At 66.3% G+C, this 20,080-nt stretch carries 10 protein-coding genes; 3 read left to right on the top strand and 7 right to left on the bottom strand.

Annotated features, from left to right (window positions below; all coding sequences use genetic code 11):
* The first annotated feature begins 70 nt into the window (after positions 1-70).
* A complete protein-coding gene (locus BDW41_RS15520; RefSeq protein ID WP_074549915.1) occupies positions 71-1,927 on the top strand; it encodes a beta-galactosidase in 1,857 nt (618 codons plus the stop codon).
* A gap of 24 nt (positions 1,928-1,951) precedes the next feature.
* On the opposite strand, the gene BDW41_RS15515 is transcribed toward BDW41_RS15520, so the two are convergent.
* The 3 genes from BDW41_RS15515 to BDW41_RS15505 form a co-directional block, all read right to left on the bottom strand.
* The gene (locus BDW41_RS15515) at positions 1,952-3,559 is read right to left on the bottom strand and encodes a carboxyl transferase domain-containing protein (RefSeq protein ID WP_074549913.1); all 1,608 of its coding nucleotides are present in this window, start codon (positions 3,557-3,559) and stop codon (positions 1,952-1,954) included.
* Between the two features lie 316 nt (positions 3,560-3,875).
* Positions 3,876-4,148 carry a hypothetical protein gene (locus tag BDW41_RS15510; protein ID WP_074549911.1) on the bottom strand — a complete coding sequence of 91 codons (273 nt, stop codon included), beginning with the start codon at positions 4,146-4,148 and terminating at the stop codon, positions 3,876-3,878.
* Positions 4,149-4,297: 149 nt separating this feature from the next.
* A complete protein-coding gene (locus tag BDW41_RS15505; RefSeq protein WP_074549909.1) occupies positions 4,298-5,479 on the bottom strand; it encodes an acetyl-CoA C-acyltransferase in 1,182 nt (393 codons plus the stop codon).
* 219 nt (positions 5,480-5,698) lie between these two features.
* Here BDW41_RS15505 and BDW41_RS15500 point away from each other — a divergent pair, with 219 nt between their 5' ends.
* Together BDW41_RS15500 and BDW41_RS15495 are read left to right on the top strand one after the other, a co-directional pair.
* The gene (locus tag BDW41_RS15500; protein ID WP_074549907.1) at positions 5,699-8,524 is read left to right on the top strand and encodes an autotransporter serine protease; all 2,826 of its coding nucleotides are present in this window, start codon (positions 5,699-5,701) and stop codon (positions 8,522-8,524) included.
* 183 nt (positions 8,525-8,707) lie between these two features.
* Positions 8,708-11,614, top strand: a complete 2,907-nt coding sequence (locus BDW41_RS15495; protein ID WP_074549905.1) for a S8 family serine peptidase — start codon at positions 8,708-8,710, stop codon at positions 11,612-11,614.
* A gap of 256 nt (positions 11,615-11,870) precedes the next feature.
* On the opposite strand, the gene BDW41_RS15490 is transcribed toward BDW41_RS15495, so the two are convergent.
* From BDW41_RS15490 to BDW41_RS15475, 4 genes are all read right to left on the bottom strand, one after another.
* Positions 11,871-13,028 carry an isovaleryl-CoA dehydrogenase gene (locus BDW41_RS15490; protein ID WP_074549903.1) on the bottom strand — a complete coding sequence of 386 codons (1,158 nt, stop codon included), beginning with the start codon at positions 13,026-13,028 and terminating at the stop codon, positions 11,871-11,873.
* A gap of 119 nt (positions 13,029-13,147) precedes the next feature.
* Positions 13,148-15,298, bottom strand: a complete 2,151-nt coding sequence (gene yccS / locus BDW41_RS15485) for a YccS family putative transporter (RefSeq protein ID WP_074549901.1) — start codon at positions 15,296-15,298, stop codon at positions 13,148-13,150.
* Between the two features lie 496 nt (positions 15,299-15,794).
* A complete protein-coding gene (locus BDW41_RS15480; protein WP_074549899.1) occupies positions 15,795-16,898 on the bottom strand; it encodes a Glu/Leu/Phe/Val dehydrogenase dimerization domain-containing protein in 1,104 nt (367 codons plus the stop codon).
* Between the two features lie 243 nt (positions 16,899-17,141).
* Complete coding sequence (locus BDW41_RS15475; RefSeq protein ID WP_074549897.1) at positions 17,142-20,033, bottom strand: TonB-dependent receptor; 2,892 nt, start codon at positions 20,031-20,033, stop codon at positions 17,142-17,144.
* Positions 20,034-20,080 lie beyond the last annotated feature (47 nt).

Here is a 20,080-nt window from a genome sequence, read left to right as displayed (position 1 = left end):
CGCCGTATCCTGCCTTGCCTCCGCCGGGAGGCATGGCAGGATGGCAAGATCGCCGCTATCGGAGTGACGCATGCAGCGTCGGGATTTCCTTCGCCTCACCGCACTGACGCCGTTGCTTGCGTGGGGATCGCAGGCGTCCGCGGCAGCGGTCCCCACGACGCCGGCCGTCGAGCCCAAGCCGGATGGACGTCCGCACCGGTTCGCGCTGTCGCGCCAACATTTTCTTCTGGACGGCCAACCGTTCCAGATCCGCAGCGGCGAGATGCACCCCATCCGTATTCCGGCCGAACACTGGGAACATCGCATCCGCATGGCCAAGGCGATGGGCCTGAATACCATCGCGATCTACCTGATGTGGAACGCGCTGGAACCGCAGCCGGGCGTGTTCGATTTCCACAGCGGCAACCGCGACTTCGTGCGCTTCATCGAGTGCTGCGCGCAGAACGGCATGTGGGTGTATCTGCGGCCGGGCCCCTACATCTGCGGCGAGTGGGATTTCGGCGGCCTGCCGCCGTATCTGCTGCGCACGCCGGACATCCGCGTGCGCGACCGCCACGATGCGCGCTACATTCAGGCGGTGAGCCGCTATCTCGACGCCATCGCGCCGCGCATCGCTCCGCTGATGGCCTCGCGCGGCGGTCCCATCCTGATGGTGCAGGTCGAGAATGAGTACGCCTCGTTCGGCAGCGACCTGGGCTATCTGGAGCAGCTTCGCGCGATGTGGCAGGAGCGCGGCATCGACGGCCCCTTTTCGATTTCCGACGGCCTCGGGCAGATACGGAAGGAAAAGACCTATCTGCCGGGCGCGGCGCTTGGTCTCGATGGCGATACCGACTTCAATGCAGCGCAACTTATTGCCGGCGAAGCGCCGGTATGGATGGGCGAGGGTTATCCCGGTTGGCTGACGCACTGGGGCGACGCGGCGTTCCAGCGCGGCGAGTTCGCCGATACGCTGCGCACGCTGCTGGCGCAAGGGCGCTCGTTCAATCTCTACGTGGTCCACGGCGGCACCAACTTCGGTTTTGGCGCGGGCGCCAATGCCAACGGCGACTACAGCCAGTTCGAGCCGGTGATCACCAGTTACGACTACGGCGCACCGATCAACGAGCAGGGCGGCGCCACCGCCGAATATCACCGCTTCCGCGACATGATCGCGGCGCACCTGCATGCCACCTTGCCTGAGCCGCCGCCGGCGCCGCCGGTGATTTCTCTGCCGGCATTGCAGGCAGAACCCTGGGCATCGCTGTGGGACAACCTGCCGGCGCCCAAGCGTGTCGAGCGGCCGCAGGCCAATGAGCTGCTGTTCGCGCAGGATCACGGCATGGTGCTCTATCGCCGTGCGGCTACCGGCAGTGGCAGCCTCGACGTTGGCGACGTGCGTGATTACGCCACGGTGTTCCATGGTGGTCGCTACGTCGGTTATCTGTCGCGCGTGCAAAAGCCAGGGCTGCAACCGCTGGGGCCACTATCGCTGCCGGAATCGGATGAGGCCACGCTCGACATCCTGGTCGACAGCTTCGGGCACATCGGCTACGGCCAGGCGATGGTCGACCGCAAGGGCATCCTCGGCGCCATCCGTCTGGACGGCCAAACGCTGGGCGGATGGGACGCCTACAGCCTGCCGCTGGAAACGGCCTGGCTGGAGGGCCTCAAGCCGCTCAGCGGCGCGCCGACGCGGGCGGGGCTGTTCTTCCGCGCCGGCTTCGCGCTGGAAGCAACCGGCGACTGCTATCTGGACATGCGCGCGTGGGACAAGGGCTACGTGTGGGTCAACGGGCAACTGCTGGGGCGCTACTGGCGCATCGGTCCCCAGCATCGCCTGTATTGCCCGGCCACGTGGCTGCGCAAGGGCCACAACGAGATCATCGTGCTGGACATGCATCGCACGGAAGGCGCGCCCATCGGCACCGCCACGACGCTAGGCTAGGCGACGCGCCACCATTCGCCCGTGCTACATGCGGAACACGCCGTAGCGCTGCGGCTCGATCGGCGCGTTGAGCGAGGCGGAGATCGCCAGCCCCAGTACGCGGCGTGTGTCGGCCGGGTCGATGATGCCATCGTCCCACAAGCGCGCGCTGGCGTAATAGGGATGGCCCTGGCGCTCGTACTGCTCGCGGATCGGCGCCTTGAAGGCCTCTTCCTCTTCTGCGCTCCAGGATTTTCCGCCCGCCTCGATGCCATCGCGGCGCACCGTGGCCAGCACGGAAGCGGCCTGTTCGCCGCCCATCACGCTGATGCGCGAGTTGGGCCACATCCACAGGAAGCGCGCGCCGTAGGCGCGTCCGCACATGGCGTAATTGCCCGCGCCGAAGCTGCCGCCGATCACCACGGTGAACTTGGGCACGTGCGAGCAGGCCACGGCCGTCACCATCTTGGCGCCGTCCTTCGCGATGCCGGCGTTCTCGTACTTCTTGCCGACCATGAAACCGGTGATGTTCTGCAGGAACACCAGCGGCACGTTGCGCTGGTTGCACAGCTCGATGAAGTGCGCGCCCTTGAGCGCCGACTCGGAGAACAGGATGCCGTTGTTGGCGATGATGCCCACCGGGTAGCCGTGGATATGCGCGAAGCCGCAGACCAGGGTCTTGCCATAGCGTGCCTTGAATTCGTGGAACTCCGAGCCGTCGACGATGCGCGCGATCACCTCGCGGATGTCGAACGGGCGGCGGCTGTCCTGCGGGATGATGCCGTACAGTTCCTCGGCGGCGTACAGCGGCTCCGCCGGCGCACGCAGTGCCAGCGGCATGGCCTTCTTGCGATTGAGGCTGGCCACGATGTCGCGGGCGATGGAGAGCGCATGGGCGTCGTTCTCGGCGTAGTGGTCCGCCACGCCCGACACGGACGTATGGACGTCCGCGCCGCCCAGCGCTTCGGCGTCGACCACCTCGCCGGTGGCGGCCTTCACCAGCGGCGGCCCGCCCAGGAAGATGGTGCCCTGCTCGCGCACGATGATGGTCTCGTCGCTCATCGCAGGCACATACGCGCCGCCGGCCGTGCACGAGCCCATCACCACCGCGATCTGCGGAATGCCCAGGCCCGACATGCGCGCCTGGTTGTAGAAAATGCGGCCGAAATGCTCCTTGTCCGGGAACACCTCGTCCTGCAGCGGCAGGAAGGCGCCGCCGGAATCGACCAGGTAGATGCAGGGCAGGCGGTTCTCCAGCGCCACCTCCTGCGCACGGAGATGCTTCTTCACCGTCATCGGGAAGTAGGTGCCGCCCTTGACCGTGGCGTCGTTGGCGACCACCACCACCTCGATGCCGTTGACGCGGCCGATGCCGGTGATGATGCCGGCGGCGGGCGCGGCGTCGTCGTACATGCCGTGCGCGGCCAGCGGCGACAGCTCCAGGAACGGCGAGCCCGGATCGAGCAGGGCGCGGATGCGCTCGCGCGGCAGCAGCTTGCCGCGTGCCGTGTGCTTCTCGCGGGCCTTCGCGCCGCCGCCTTCCGCGGCGCGCGACAGTTCGCCGTGCAGATCATCCACCAGCCCCTTCAGCTGGGCGCTGCTGGCCTGGAAGTCCGGGGAACGGGGATCGATCTGCGACGCGATGACACTCATGGGCTACGGCTGCCGTTCGTGGGGAGCCCCGGATGATAGCGGCCCCTGCCGCAGGGCTAAATCGGCGTCGCAGCATGGCGATGGGGCGGGCTTGGCCTAGACGCGAAAAAATGGTGGGCGCTGGCTTTTCAAACGGCAAAAAAAAACGGCCTCAATGGCCGTCGGCTTTTCATAGGTACAAAAAAAGCCGCCAATGGCGGCCTCGGTTTTTCATAGGTACAAAAAAACCAGCCACCGATGGCGGCCCCGGCTTTTTCATAGGCACAAAAAAACCGGCCGCCAATGGCGGCCGGTTTCTTGAAGTACACGAGTGTACTTAGTGACCAGCGGTCGAGGCAGCAGCCGGAGCAGCAGCGGTCGAAGCCGGGGTCGGCGCCGGCTGTTCGGCCGGAGCGGCAGCGGTCGAGGCCGGGGCAGCGGCCGGAGCCTGCTCTGCCGGAGCAGCAGCAGCCTTCTGGGCCTGATCAGCAGCCTGCTGAGTCTGGTCAGCCGACTTCTGAGCGTCCTGCGCGGAATCCTGCGCGCCGTTGCTGCAAGCCGCCAGCAGCGCGACGAGCGCAGAGGCGAGAAGGGTACGCGTGAACTTCATGTTGAATCTCCTTTGCCGTGGAATGCCGTTTGGCGGGCGTATTAATAGCGCTTTCGCGGAAATTGCGCCACCTATTTATGTAAAGCGGCGAAAACGGGTTAACCCCGCTTTCATCGGCGGCCGGATGGCCGGCCGCCGGTCGTGCCACCTTACAGCAGTTCCACCGCGACGGCAGTGGCTTCGCCGCCGCCGATGCACAGCGACGCCACGCCGCGCTTGAGGCCACGGGTCTTCAGTGCGTTGAGCAGCGTGACCACCAGGCGGGCACCGCTGGCGCCGATGGGATGGCCCAGGGCGCAGGCGCCGCCGTTGACGTTGATCTTGTCGCGCGGGATGTCCAGCTCGCGCATGGCGGCCATGGCGACCACGGCGAAGGCTTCGTTGACCTCGAACAGGTCCACGTCGCTGGTCTTCCAGCCGGCCTTTTCCAGCACCTTGTGCAGGGCGCCCACAGGTGCGGTGGTGAACCATTCCGGTTCCTGCGAATGGGTGGCGTGGGCAACGATGCGGGCGAGGGGCTTAAGGCCACGGGCCTTGGCGTCGTCCGCCGACAGCAGCACCACGGCGGCGGCGCCGTCGGAAATGCTGGAGGAGCTGGCGGCGGTGATGGTGCCGTTCTCCTTGCGGAAGGCCGGCTTCAGCGTCGGGATCTTGCTGACGTCCGAGCGGCCCGGCTGCTCGTCGGTATCCACCTTGACCTCGCCCTTGCGGCTGGCCACGGTGACGGGAACGATTTCGTCGGCGAAGGCGCCGGATGCCTGCGCGGCCTTGGCGCGCTCGACCGATTCGGTGGAGAACTTGTCCTGCTCCTCGCGGGTGAAGTGGTACTTGTCGGCGCACTGCTCGCCGAACACGCCCATGGCCTTGCCGTCGTACGGGTTGGTCAGGCCGTCCCACGCCATGTGGTCGACCAGCGTGCCGTCGCCGTAGCGGATTCCCGTGCGCGCATTGACCATGTGCGGCGCGTTGGTCATCGACTCCATGCCGCCTGCCACCACCACCGCGGCCGAGCCGGCCTTGATCAGGTCATGGCCCAGCATGATGGCCTTCATGCCCGAACCGCACACCTTGTTGACGGTGGTGCAGCCGGCGGCGGGCGGCAGGCCGGCGCCGAGCGAGGCCTGGCGGGCGGGGGCCTGGCCGAGGTTGGCCGGCAGCACGCAACCCATGATGACTTCGCTGACATCGGCGGGAGCCAGGCCGGACTGCTCCAGGGCGGCGCGAATGGCGGTGGCACCCAGCGTGGGGGTGGGTACGCCGGTGAACTGGCCGAGGAAGGAGCCAATGGCAGTGCGCTTGGCACCGGCGATGACAACGCTGACGTCCGACATGGAGATCTCCGCAAGTACTTGATGGGGCAATGCCCCGGTTGAGTCTGTCGATTATCGCAGCCCGTCGTTGACCGGGGCAAACCGGCCGCATTTGCGATGGCTACGGGATTCTCGCGGTATTTAGTTGCGATTTCGTTGTGCAAATATGGTGTCGCTGGGCACGTTTTTAAGGGGCCGGTTCATCGGCCTTCATGGGGTACACACGGGGCGGGGGCCTTTATGACTACGGTGATGCACGGGTTGCGCTACCGCCGGGGAGCGGTGCTGGTGTGGCTGGCGCTGGGGCTGGCCGCGTGCGGTGGTGGCGGCGGTGGCAACACCCGGCCCACCGCTTCGACACCGCCGCCGGCGCCACCGCCGGCCCCGCCGCCGTCATCCTCGGTGCCGCAGCCGCCCATCGATGCGCAGCTGGGCCTGACCAACACCTATGCCGCGCACAACGCCGGCTACACCGGCGCGGGCGTCACCATCGGCGTCGTCGACACCGGCGTGATGTCCACGCATCCCGCGCTGGCCGGGCGCGTGATCAGGGAACTGACCTACGTCGATCCCAGCACCAATAACCTGAAGATCGATGACGTCAATGGCCACGGCACCTATGTGGCGGAGATCGCGGCGGGCAAGCCGTTCGGACAGTTCGCCGGCGGCATCGCCACGGGCGCGAGCATCGTGTCGGCGCGCATCATCGACGACAACGCGCCGGACGATAACGGCACCACGCCAGCATCGCCGGTGACGGGCTCCGACGCCGTGCCGCTCGAGCAGGTCAATGCGGACCTGATCGCCAACGGCGTGAAGGTGATGAACAACTCCTGGGGTGGCATCAGCTGGAGCGCGACCGACACCGCGACCACGCAGGCCTTCGACAACGCCTACAGCCCCTTCATCAACAGCTGGGGCGGCCTGGTGGTGTTCGCCGCGGGTAACGATTCGCAGGCCAACCCGAGCACGATCGCGGCCCTGCCGAGCCTGGCGCCCGATCTGCAGAAGGGCTGGCTGACGGTGGTGGCGATCAACAGCAACAACCCGACGCAGTTGGACAGCTATTCCAACAAGTGCGGCATCGCGATGAACTACTGCCTGGCGGCGCCGGGCGACGTGATCGTGAGCGGCAAGAGCGACACCAGCACCAGCAACGAATCGTACTGGATCGTCGAAGGCACTTCGCTGGCGGCGCCGCAGGTGTCCGGTGCGGCGGCCCTGGTGTGGCAGGCCTATCCGTACTTCAGCAACGACCTGGTGCGGCAGACCCTGCTGGGCACGGCCGATCCGCTCGGCGGCTCGCAGCCGAACGCCACCTACGGCTACGGCGAGCTGGACGTGGGCAAGGCCGTGAATGGCCCCGCGCAGTTCAACTGGGGCGACGTCACGGTGAACTTCAGCGGCAGCTCGAGCTGGAACAATCCGATTTCCGGCGCGGGCGGCCTGATCAAGCAGGGCACCGGCACGCTCACCCTCACGCAGCCGTCCAGCTATACCGGCTTGACCCAGGTGCAGGGCGGCATGCTGGTGGCCGCATCGCTGGCGTCGAGCGTCAGCATCGGTGCGCAGGGCGTGCTGAGTGGAACACCATCCGTCGGTGGCTCGGTGACCAATGCCGGCGTGCTCGCCGTGGGCAGCTCCAACGTCACGGTGGGCGGCAATTACCTCCAGCAGGGCGCGGGACGCCTGGCGGTATCGCTGGGGTCGTCGCTGCGGGTGAACGGCACCGCCACGCTGTCCGGTGGCGACCTGTACATCACCGGCATCAACCAGGGTTATCAGGCGAATGCGCATACGGACGTGCTGACGGCGAACGGTGGCCTCTCGGGTACGTTCTCCGCACTGAACGCCGCGACCGGCGTGCTGCTCACGGCTTCGCTCAACTACAACGCCACGGAGGCGTGGTTGAACGTGAGCCAGGTGCAGGCGTCCGCCGTCACCGGCATGACCTACACGCCGGCGTCGTTCGGCGCGGCGCAGCGCATCGATGGCGCCTTCAGCCAGATCAACGCGCAGGTGAATTCGGGCACGACAGTCACCGGCGGTCCGTTGCCGACCTCCTTCATCCAGGGTGCGGCCAACCTGCAGCAGACGGCGACGACCGCTGCCTTGCAGCAGTCGTTGAGTTCGCTGTCGGGCCAGTTGCTCGCCGCGAGTGCCGCGATGACCTTCGATGCGATGGACGCCGGCACGCGTGCCTTGTCCCAGCGCTTCGACCAGCTGGGCGACGTGTACGCCACCGGCGGCTGGACCCGCACCCTGGGCAGCTACGGCAGCCTCAATCACAGCGGCTACAGCGACGTGGGCTACGACCTGAGCGGCTGGATGGTCGGCCAGGATCGCCGCCTCGGCATCAATGGCGTGATGGGTTTCGCCGTGAGCCAGAGCCAAGATCTTGGACGTCTGGACGAATTCGCCGACCAGGGACGCAGTCGCGCGGTCGAAGGCACGCTCTACGGCGGCATCGTGCAGAACCAGTGGTATGCGATGGGGCGGCTCGGCATGGGCACGTATCGCGAAGACATGCGCCGCCACATCGAGCTGGGCAGCGACGTCGAAAGCGTCGCCAGCAACACCAACGGAACCTATGACGTGGCCTACGGCGAAAGCGGCTACCGCATGCAGTGGGGCGGCGTGAACGTCACCCCGTACTTGAACCTGCAGTACGCCAACATCCGTACCGATGGATTCAACGAACTCGGCGGCGACGGCTTCGGGCTGAAGGCGGGAAGCCAGGACATCGAACGCTGGCAGGCCGGTGCAGGTTTGCGCGCGGGACGCGGCTGGGCGCTGTCGGGCGGCGGCCGTTTCAGCCTGCAGGCGCACCTGCTGTGGCAGCGGGCCTTCAGCATGCGCGGCGACGTGCTCGACGCCAGCTTCGCGGTACTCAACCAGTGGGCGCCCGTGGGCGGCATCGGCCTGTCGCGGTATGGCGGCGATGCCGGCGTGAACCTGGACTGGAGCATCAACAAGCGTTCCAGCCTGTCGCTGGGCATGGACCAGTACGTGGCCCAGCACGAGCACGGCAAGATGGATACCCTGGCCTACCGTCTTTCGTTCTGAGGCTTCGTTCGGCAGTAGCGACGGGGTCACGGCCCGCCCGCGGCGCGTTTGCCTCGCGAATCAGGCCGACATTTTTCCCGCAATCTTGTGCGATGATTCCGAAAGGAAGTGCTGGCGGAGTCCAGTCGCGGGCCGCCGCGCTAGGGAAGCATGGGATGCCCCATGAGGGGCGCAGGGGAAACTATGGATAGTGGTCTGGGCGGACTTCGCTTCCGCCAGTTGTCTGTGCTGGTGGGCATGGCGCTGGGTTTGAGCGCCTGCGGTGGTGGTGGCAACGGCAACGTCAAGCCGGCCGCGCCTTACACGCCACCCACGCCGGGGTATCAGCCTCCGACGCCCGGGCAGGGCGGTGGCAGCACGCCACCGACGACACCGCCGCCGGCTCCGCCGACCAATCCACCGCCGACGCCGCCGGTCGACGCGCAGCTCTCGCTGACCAACGCCAAGGCCGCCCAGCAGGCCGGCTTTACCGGTACGGGCGTGACTATCGGCGTGGTCGATACCGGCATCATGCGCAACCACCCGGCGCTGGCGGGCAAGGTCACCAAGGAGCTGGCCTACATCGACCCCGCCACCAACAACCTTGCCGTCGACGACGTGATCGGCCACGGCACCTGGGTGTCCGAGATCGCAGCTGGCAGCGCCTTCGGCAAGTTCGCCGGTGGCGTGGCGCCCGGCGCGTCGCTGGTGTCGGCGCGCATCCTGTCGGACAACGCAGGCGACGACAACGGCAGCGCGCCGCCGGCCAAGGTCACGGCGTCCACCGGGCAGTTCCTCGGTTACGTCAACGCCGACCTGATCAAGGCCGGCGCCAAGGTCATGAACAATTCCTGGGGCGGCATTACCTGGGATACCAGCGACACGGCCACCACCAAGGCCTTCCACGACGCCTACAGCAATTACATCAACACCTGGGGCGGCTTGGTCGTGTTCGCGGCGGGCAACGACTCGCAGGCCAACCCCAGCACCACGGCGGCCCTGCCCAGCGTGCCCGGCGCGCAGGATCTGGAAAAGGGCTGGCTGGCCGTGGTGGCGGTGAACAGCAACAACCCCACGCAGCTGTCGAGCTATTCCAATCAGTGCGGCGTCGCCATGAACTACTGCCTCGCCGCGCCGGGCGAGGTGATCGTCAGCGGCAAGGACGACACCGCCAACAACGCCACCTACTGGATCGTCGGCGGCACGTCGCTGGCGGCGCCCCAGGTTTCCGGCGCCGCCGCGCTGGTGTGGCAGGCCTTTCCGTATTTCACCAACGACCAGGTGCGCCAGACCCTGCTCGGCACGGCCGACGACTTGGGCGCGCCGGGCGTCGATCCGGTATTCGGCTACGGCATGCTCGACGTCGGCAAGGCGGTCAAGGGCCCGGGCCGTTTCGACTGGGGCACCTTCAGCGTCACACTCAACACCAACTCCACCTGGGGCAACGCCATCAGCGGCAACGGCGGCCTGACCAAGGACGGCACCGGCACGCTCACGCTCACGCAGGCACCGAGCTACCAGGGCGACACGCACGTGGTGCATGGCGCGCTGGCGGCGCCGTCGCTGGCCGGCGCGCTTTACCTCGACAACGTCGATGCCGTGATGACGGGCGCGCACAGCTTCGGCGCGGACGTGCAGAACCTCGGCACCCTGGTCGTCGCGGGCGGCGACGTGCACGTCAACGGCAGCTACTACCAGGGCTTCTCCCAGACCGATGGACAGATCGGGCGGCTTGCCGTCGAACTGGGTCGTTCGCTCAACGTCGACGGCAAGGCCGTGCTCGTCGGCGGCAACCTCTACGTCATCGGCGCGATGCAGGGCTACGTCGCCAACGCGCACACCAATGTGCTTACCGCGAAAGGCGGCCTGAGCGGCACCTTCACCGGGCTCGACGTGGCGCAGGGCGTATTGCTCTCCGCCTCGCTCAACTACGACAGCACCAGCGCGTGGTTGAACGTCACCCAGGTGCAGGCGAGCGCCGTGACCGGCATGAGCTACACGCCGGCGTCGTTCGGCGCCGCGCAGCGCGTGGACAACGCCTTCGGCGCGATCAACGAGCAGCTCGCGCAGGGCGGCGCGACTACCGGCGGCGGCCCGGTGCCCACGGGCTTTATCGAAGGCGCGGCCAACCTGCAGCAGACCCAGACGACGGCCGCGCTGCAGCGTTCACTGGAGAGCCTGTCCGGCCAGCTGCACGCCGCCAGCACCGCGATGACCTTCGAAGCCATCGATGCCGGCACGCGCGCGTTGTCCGATCACTTCGACGGGCTGGCCAACACGCGCACCACCGGCGGCTGGGCGCAGACGCTGGGCTACCACGGCAGCATGAGCCGCAGCGGCTACGGCGATGTCGGCTACGACCTCAGCGGCTGGATGGCCGGCCAGGATCGCAAGCTCGGCGCCAACGGCGTGCTCGGTTTCGCCGTGAGCCAGAGCCAGGGGCTGGGCCGCCTCGCCGAATACGCGGACCAGGGCACGAGCAACGCCGTCGAAGGCATGCTTTACGGCGGCGTCATGCACGACGACTGGTACACCATGGGCCGCCTGGGCTACGGCACCTACCGGGAAAACATGCGCCGCCATATCGAGCTGGGCAGCGACCTCGCCGGCGTGGCCAGCGACACCAATGGCCGGTACACCGTGGCCTATGGCGAAAGCGGCTATCACGCCACGCTCGGCGGCCTGGACTTCACCCCGTACGCCAACATGCAGTACGCGCACATCCAGCGCGATGGCTTCAACGAACTGGGCGGCTACGGTTTCGGCCTGAAGGCCGGCACGCAGAACGTGGAGCGCTGGCAGGCCGGCGTCGGCGTGCGCGTGGGCCACAGCTGGTCGTTCGCCCATGGCCGCAGCCTGAGTCTGCAAGGCCGCGCGCAATGGCAACAGGCGTTCGCCATGCATGGCGATGTGTTCGACGCGAGCTTCACCGGCGTGGATCAATGGGCGCCGGTCGGCGGCGTGGGCTTGTCGCGCTACGAAGGGCAGGTGGGATTGTCGCTGGACTGGACGATGTCGGCGCGGTCGAGCGTGCAGTTCGGGATGGATCAGTACGTTGGGCAGAACAGCCAGGGAATGATGGGCACGCTCAACTATCGGTTGAGTTTCTGAGGGCGCGACGTTTGCCTTTTGGCCTTCTCCCTCTCCCCTTTGGGGAGAGGGCCGGGGTGAGGGGCCAACTTGGCCTCACCATTTCATTCCTGGCCGTATCCCGCGGTGCGGGTGCTCCACGCGCTCCGCGTTTGTCTGATCTATGTCGGGATGGTGGTACTTACCAACGGTGAGGCCAAGTTGACCCCTCACCCCAACCCTCTCCCCGAAGGGGAGAGGGAGTGATGCGCGCGTCGCACATCAACGCAGGTAATCGTCACGCCTTCCCGTGGAACAACTCCCGCCCAATCAACATGCGGCGGATTTCATTCGTGCCTGCGCCAATCTCGTAAAGCTTCGCATCGCGAAGCAGGCGGCCCGCCGGGAATTCGTTGATGTAGCCGTTGCCGCCCAGCGTCTGGATGGCTTCCAGCGCCACCTTCACCGCATTCTGCGAGGCATTGAGCAGGCAGGCCGCGGGGTCGATGCGCGACTTCACGTTGCTGTCGAACTGCTGCGCCACCATGTACGCAAAGCCACGCGAACTCTGCAGCGCGGTGTACATGTCGGCGATCTTCGCCTGCATCACCCCGAACGTGCCGATGGGCGCGTTGAACTGCTTGCGCTCGCGCACGTAGGGCAGGGAGATGTCGAGCGCCGCCTGCATCAGGCCGATGGGCCCGCCCGACAGCACCAGGCGTTCGGTATCCAGGCCGCTCATCAGCACGCGCACGCCTTCGTTCACCTCGCCGACGATGTTTTCCTCGGGAATCTCGCAATCCTCGAACACCAGTTCGCAGGTGTTGGAGCCGCGCATGCCGAGCTTGTCGAGCTTCTGCGCGGTGCTGAAACCCTTCATGCCCTTTTCGACGATGAAGGCCGTCATGCAGCGGCTGCCGGCGGGACGCGGCGCGGTGCGCATGTACACCAGCAGCACGTCGGCGTCGGGGCCGTTGGTGATCCACATCTTGGAGCCATTGGCGACCCACACGTCGCCCTTCTTCTCCGCCTTGCAGCTCATCGAGCCGACCACGTCGGAGCCGGCGCCCGGTTCGCTCATCGCCAGCGCGCCCACGTATTCGCCCGAGCACAGCTTGGGGATGTACTTGCGCCGCTGCGCTTCGTTGCCGTTGTGGAAGATGTTCTGCACGCACAGATTGGAATGCGCGCCATAGGAAAGACCGACCGAGCCGGACGCGCGGGAGATTTCTTCCATCGCCACCATGTGGGCGAGGAAACCCATGCCGCTGCCGCCGTATTCCTCCGGGATGGTGATGCCGAGCAGGCCCATGTCGCCGAACTTGCGCCACAGGTCGGCGGGAAACAGGTTCTCGCGGTCGATGTGGTCAGCGCGGGGCGCGATCTCCTTTTCCGAAAACGCGTGCACGCTTTCGCGCAGCAGATCGATCTCTTCACCCAGCGGAAACGGACGCATGCCTACGGACTCCGGAATTGCAGAAGGCCTTCATGGTAACGCGCCGCCCGTGACAAGCCGTTGCGCGACGCACAACCGTCGCTGCCGCGCGGCGCGCTTTTCCGCTTGGAAACAAGGTCTCAGCCGGGATTCAGCGTACGGGCGAGCGCGGCGAGCCGGTCGCGCTGCACGAGGATCTGCATCAGCTGGCCCAGCACCAGCCGCGCCGTTTCGTCGTCCGCGTGGGTCGCCAGCGGCTGCAGCAATGCCGCGCCGTCGGTTTCATCCTGGGCGGCAAGGCGGTTCGCCAGGGCGTCCCCCAACTGGGCCAGCGCGTCGACGGCGATCTTGCCAGCGTTCGCCACGGCATCGCGCGCCGCAGGCGAAGCCATCGCGACGCGGTTCACGCCCAGCGCGGAGAGCTGTCCCAGCAGCGTATGCGCCGCGGCGAGAAAACGCAGCAGCGTTTCCGTCCCGCGCTGGTGCTGCCCCGGTTCGCGCAGCATGTTGGCGAGCACCGCGCTCAGGGCGGCATTCGCGTTGTGCGCATCGCGCCGGGCGATGCGGTAGTCGAGATCGTCGCGGCGTCCACTGGCGTACTGCTGGATGATCCGCTCGAGATAGCGCGCATCGCTGCGCACCGTGTCGGCCAGCACGTCGTCGAAACGGCGCCCCTGCCAGTCCGGCAAGATCAAGCGCATGGCCAGCGCCGCGATGGCGGCGCCGATCAGCGTGTCGAGCAGGCGCGGCCACATGGCGTCATAACCACTGCCCACCTGATTGAAGCAGAGCACCACGAACAGCGTGATGGCAGCCGTAGCCGTGGTGTAGCGGCGAAGGCGCGCGGCGAAGAACGCCACGCCGGACAGCACGATCAGCAGCAACTGCCATGTGCCGAACGGCGCCAGCTGCAGCGTGGCCCACCCGAGCACGAGGCCGACCATCGTGCCGGCCACGCGCTGCACCAGGCGCCGGCGCGTGGCGCCATAGCTGGGCTGGCAAACCAGCAAAGTGGTCAGCAGGATCCAGTAGCCGTGCCTGGGATGCACCGCATGCAGCACGGCGTAGCCCACCAGCAGCGCAAGCGAAAGGCGCAGCGCATGGCGAAAACGGAACGAGCGCGGCGTAAGCTGCATGCGGATGCGCTCCCACGCTTCGCCCAGCGTCTGCGGCGCCGGATTCTGCAGCAGGCGTTCGGGTTTGCTCCGGGGCAGTTCGTCCGACGCGTCGCCCGCCAAGCGTTGCTGGATGGCGGTGAGATTGCGGACCAGCGCCTCCAGCGCGCGCAGCAGATGTGCCGCAGGCGGATGTGGTTGATCACGCAAGGCTGCCAGCGCGGCTTGCAGATCCTGCACCGAGGCTTCGCTGCCCGCATTGGCGGCAGGTGCAGTGCGCAGCCGCAGCGCGTTGGCGCGTTCGCGGCAGGTGTCCGCTTCCAGCCGCAACAGATGCTCGCAGCGGAACAGCACGTCGCTATGGAACAGCGATTCGGCCAAGGCATCGTAGGGATAGTGCGCCGAGCTGATGCGCTCGTGGATGTCCTGCGCGAGGAAATACATCTGCAGCCGTTCCGCCGTCGCGCCGCGCGGCCGCCGCACGCCGATGCGGTCGACCAGCACCAAACGTGTATCGTTGAGCGCCTCGACCACGCGCTCGTTCTGCATGGCGAGCGACCACTGCATCGCCTCGCGATCGACGCCATGAACCGGCGTGAACAACGCCGCCTTGCCTTCCAGGTATCCCGCCAGGGCATCGAACAGCCGCGCCAGCGACAGCCGCACCGCCAGCTGCGGCGACAGCACGCTCCACAACAGCGACAGCACGCCGTACCACGCCGCTCCGCCGAGCAGCAGCGCGGGCTGATACCACCAGGCACCGCTACTGGCCTGATCGGCGCCGATCATGGTGTAGACCGCCAGCAGCAACGTGGCGCCGGCCACGGTGGCGTAACGCTCGCTCGCCGCACCCAGCATCACCAGCGCGAAGGTCGACAGCGGCAACCCGATGGCGAACAGCACGGGATAGGGAAACAGCCATTGCACCGCGAAGGCGGAGATGGCGAAGCAGGCCAGGGTCAACAGCAGCGTCGTGAGGCGATTGCGCCAGTAATCTTCCGTTTCGGCCAGCGCGCAGGCGATGACGCCAAGCAGGATCGACACGACTTCTTCCACGCGCCCCGTGCCGAAGCACCAGGCCACGGCGCCGCCCAGTGCGAGCAGCACGCGCAGGCATTCGGCGTAGCGGTCGGAGCCGCGGAGGCGGCGCCAGCGGTGGGTGAGGGTGTTGAGCATGCGCGCAGCATACGATGGCGCGGTTGTTTTGTTTTGGTTGATGCTTGGGGATGGGGTGTGGCGGGGATTTTGGGGAAGGTCATGCGAGGTGCGAGTGGTGCACCGGTGCTTTCTTCATCTTTCGTTTGGGCCAAAGATCAGGAGGAGACCCAATTTCACCTCGCCGCTGCATTCTTTAGCCGTCATCCCTGCGAAGGCAGGGATCCAGTGACTTTACGTTCGGTTGTCGCGTGGAGTCTGGTCGGTACGTCTTTGCATTTCCGCGACCGGGTCGGCCGCGTAGGCGGCCAGGTCGCGGAAGCGTATGAAGAAGCAATCACCATCACGCGACAACCGGGTGCAAAGTCACTGGATTCCTGCCTTCGCAGGAATGACGGCACTTTTGAAGTAGCGAGGCAAGCCCCTCTTCGCCGTGGTTGTTTCCAATCCCACCCGAACACCTAAAAGAAAACGCCGGCACAAGGCCGGCGTCCCATCAACACAACAACCCCACCAATCACTGACCGCGCATGCGACCAGCAAAGCGCGGACCATGGTTGCCCATGCTCGGCAGCTTGATCTTGCCGATGGCGTCGATGCGCTCCTCGGCCAGGCGGTCGGCGGCCTTGTAGGTCGGCACGCCCTGGGTCTTGGAGATTTCGAAGATGCGGCCCAGGTTGTAGTAGATCGTGCGCATCATGCGCATGGCGCGCTCGCGGTTGTAGCCGTCGATTTCCAGCGACACGTTCATCACGCCGCCCGCGTTCACCGCATAGTCCGGCGCATACAGCACGCCGCGGCGCTGCAGTTCGTCGCCGATGGCGTCGGTGGCCAGCTGGTTGTTGGCCGCGCCGCAGATGATCTTGGCCTTGATGCGGTCGATGGTCTGCTCGTTGAGCGTGCCGCCCAGCGCGCAGGGCGAGTACACGTCGGCGTCGACGTCGTAGATCTCGTCCAGGCCCACGGCTTCGCAGCCCAGTTCGTCCACGCAGCGCTGCACGGCGTCCTTGTTGATGTCGGTGACGAACACCTTGGCGCCCTGTTCGCGCAGCAGCTTGATGAACTCGCTGCCCACGTGGCCGCAGCCCTGCACGGCGTAGGTGTACTTGCCCACGTCTTCGTTGCCGTGCTTGAACTGCAGCGCGGCCATCAGGCCCTGCAGGGTGCCGAAAGCGGTGAACGGCGACGGGTCGCCCGAGCCGCCGTGCACCTGGTGCACGCCGGTGACGTATTCGGTTTCACGGAAAACGTATTCCATGTCGTTGACGTCGATGCCGACGTCCTCGGCCGTGATGTAGCGGCCGTTGAGCGAGTTGACGAAGCGGCCGAACGCGCGGAACAGCGCCTCGGACTTGTCCTTGCTCGGATCGCCGATGATCACGGCCTTGCCACCGCCCAGGTTCAGGCCGGCCACGGCGTTCTTGTAGGTCATGCCGCGCGACAGGCGCAGCACGTCGTTCACCGCGTCCTGCTCGCTCTTGTACGGCCACATGCGCAGGCCGCCGAGCGCGGGGCCCAGCACCGTGTTGTGGATCGCGATGATGGCCTTCAGGCCGGCGTCCTGGTTGTGGCAGAACACGACTTCTTCGTGACCCGTTTTGGCGATGGTTTCGAAAATCATTGGAACGGAGACTCCACGTTTGGCGGTGCTGTGGGGACGGGCATCCGCAGGAATGGAGGCGGGGGTCGATCCAGTGCGGCCCCGCCGGGTTACTAACAACGGCCTTAAAGTCAAAACCCCGACCAGTGGTCGGGGCGGTGAATTTAGTCCGATAGTCTAGTACGTCCCCGGGCGGAGGGTTGTTGCGATGCCGCAAGTGGCTGGCGTACGGAGGTTTTTTGCTCGCCTCCGCACGCCGGCTGGTCAGAACGTCACCGTCGCGCGAAGCCAGTAGTACCGGCCCATCACGTCGTAGGTGGCGACGTCGGTGTTCGAGTTCGTCACGTTGTTCTGGTAGAGCAGGGGCGGCTGCTTGTCGGTCAGGTTGTCGATGCCCAAGTCCAGCCGCGTGTGCCACGGCGCGAAGTCATAGCCGGCCTGGACGTTGTGGTAGGCATACGCGCCCACCTTGCGCACCACCGCCGGCAGCGAGAGATCCGCCGACAGCTGCTGCTGCGCGTCGGCGCTGCCCACCTGCGTGCGGCCGATGTAACGGATGCGCCAGCTCGCGCTCCACGGGCCGCGCGTCCAGTTCAGCGTGGCCAGGCCGCGCCAGCGGGGGAAGTTGCCATAGGCATAGGTGTACTTGCCGGCGTTGTGGATGGTGACCGCGGTGGGGTCCGCCGGATCGGGATTGACGTCGTAGCGCGCCACGTAGGTCCAGTCCAGGCGCGCATTGAAGCGGCCCAAGCGCGTTTCGTCGAAGCGATAGGCCAGCGTGCCGTCCACGCCCTTGGTGGATAGCGCGCCCAGGTTCACCGTGGGCTCGGCCACGTAGTTGATGTTGCCGGTATCGAAGCGGTGGATGAAGCTGCAGAACGGGCTGGATGCGTTGGCGTAGCACTGGTTGAGCACCGTCTGCGCCGAGATCGCCGTGATGGTGTCGTTGAGGTTGATGCGCCACACGTCCGCGCTCATCGACAGGCCCGGCAGCCACTGCGGGTCGTACACCACGCCGAAGTCGAACGACTTGCCCTGCTCGGGCTTGAGTTGATAGCCGGCCGGCACGGCGCCGGACGTCTTGGCGGAGATCTGCGGGTTGGCCTGCTGGTAGCTGCCATCGGTGGGCACGTTGGCGCAAGCCTGCGCATGCCCGCCCGTGTAGAAGTTGCAGGGGTCGTTGACCGTGGGCGAGTCGTTGGCGATGCCCGAATACAGTTCGTTGATGTTCGGCGCGCGGAACACCTGGGACACCGTGCCACGCAGCAGCAGGTTCTGGATCGGCCGCCATTCCAGCGCCACCTTGCTGCTGGTGTTGCTGCCGGCGGTGCTGTAGTCGGAATAGCGCGAGCCCACGGTGATGTTCAGCGCCTGCGCCCAGGGCTGGTCCGCAAGCAAGGGGAACAAGGCTTCCGCATAGGCTTCCTTCACGTTGAAGCTGCCCGACAACACCGTGGTACAGAACTCCACGATGCCGCAAAGGCCATTGGCGTCGCCAACCGCCAGCGGATCGGTCCTGGTGGAGGTGCTTTCCTTGCGATAGGAGACACCCGTGGCAAGGCTCACCTCGCCGGCGGGGAGACTGAACAGGTTGCCGTTCGCGTTCGCTTCGAATTGCTTGACGATGTAGTCGTTGGTGGCCGTCGGGTTGCGCTGGATGTCGCGCAATGCAGCGATGGTGGTGGGGTCGTTGACGTTGAAGATATTGATCGGCGTGCAGTTGGCGATGGGGTTGCCGGGCGTGCCGCAGGTCACCTTGCCGGTCGAGGCATCGAGATACGACGGGCCCAATCCCTGCTGAAGCTGCGCATAGTCGAGAAAGCCGTAGTTGACGGATTTCTGCCGCACCTTGCCGTAGTTGAGATTGGCGTCCCACTGCCAGGAGCTGTCGCCAAAGCTGCCGCGCAGCCCCGGCGTGAACTGCATGTTGTAGGTCTTGTATTCGTAGCGTCGGTAGCCCAGCGTGGTGAAGCGCGTGTTGAAGTCGCCGTAGCTGTCGCCGGTGACGCGGTCAGTGCCGAAGTTCACGCCGAACGGGTTGTAGTAGTTCTGCGCGGACACCACGAAGTTGTCGCCGTTGGCGAACACCGGCACCGGCGCGATCTGCGAATCGGACTGGGTCTTGGTGTAGTAGAAGTTGGCATACGACTCCACGGCGTCCGTCAGCTTGTACTTGCCAATCAGGAACAGGCTGTTGCGCTCCTGCGGCGTCTGCAGGATGTTGTCGCCCTGGTAATTGTAGGTGTCCGCGTTGCTGTAGCAGTGATAGTCGTTGAGCGTGGTGGCGCCGCTGACGCCGGGGTTGAGCGACACGCGCGAGCCGCAGCCGATCTGGCCGGCCACCGCGCGGGGCAGGGTGATGGAGCCCGACGGCGTGGCGGACGATCCGCTCACGATCACCTTCCCGTCGGTGAGATTGAGCGCGTCGCGCGAAAACGCGCGGGCGCTGGCTGATACCGCGTCCAGGCTCTGGTGGTCGATGCCGGCCACGATGCTGCCGCGCTCGCCGGTATGGCCGGCGGTAAGGGAGAAGTTGCGGCGGAAGCCATCGCCGTGGCTGCTCTCGCCGAAATCGCCGGAGAACTGCACGCCGTTGAACTTGTCCCGGAGGATGAAGTTCACAACGCCGCCGATGGCGTCGGAGCCATAGATGGCCGAGGCGCCGTCGCTCAGCACTTCCACGCGGTCGATCATGTTCGCCGGGATGCTGTTGACGTCGTTGTAGGCCAGGCGCACGCCATTGACGAGGATCAGCGTGCGCTTGTCGCCCATGCCGCGCAGCGAGATCGTGGCCGCGCCGGTGCCGCCGCCGTTGTTGGTATTGGCATTGGTGGCATTGCCCGCGATCGATGGCAGTTCCTGCACCACGTCGCCCAGCGTGGCCTTGCCGCTGGCGGCGATCTGCGAACGGTCGACCGTCACCACCGGGTTCGCGGTTTCCACGTCCACGCGGCGGATGCGCGAGCCGGTGACCGTCACGCTTTCGAGTGTCTTGGCCTTGTCCGTGCTGGCAGATGCGCTGTCGGTGGCCGGCGCAGCTTGCTGGGCGAAAACGGTGGAAGGCAGCAAGGCCGCCATGAGCGCGAACGGCGTCATCAAGGCCAGGGCGAGCGGTGTGAATCGAAATGCAGACGGCGGGTCGTACGTGGGATGCATGGGATTCCTCGCGTGACAGGTCGACTTCGGGTAAGGAGCCATTTCGG

Origin of the sequence: Dyella sp. AtDHG13 (assembly GCF_003201105.1) — a bacterium.
Taxonomy (GTDB): Bacteria; Pseudomonadota; Gammaproteobacteria; order Xanthomonadales; family Rhodanobacteraceae; genus Dyella; species Dyella jiangningensis_B.
This window is presented reverse-complemented; position numbering and strand designations above follow the sequence as displayed.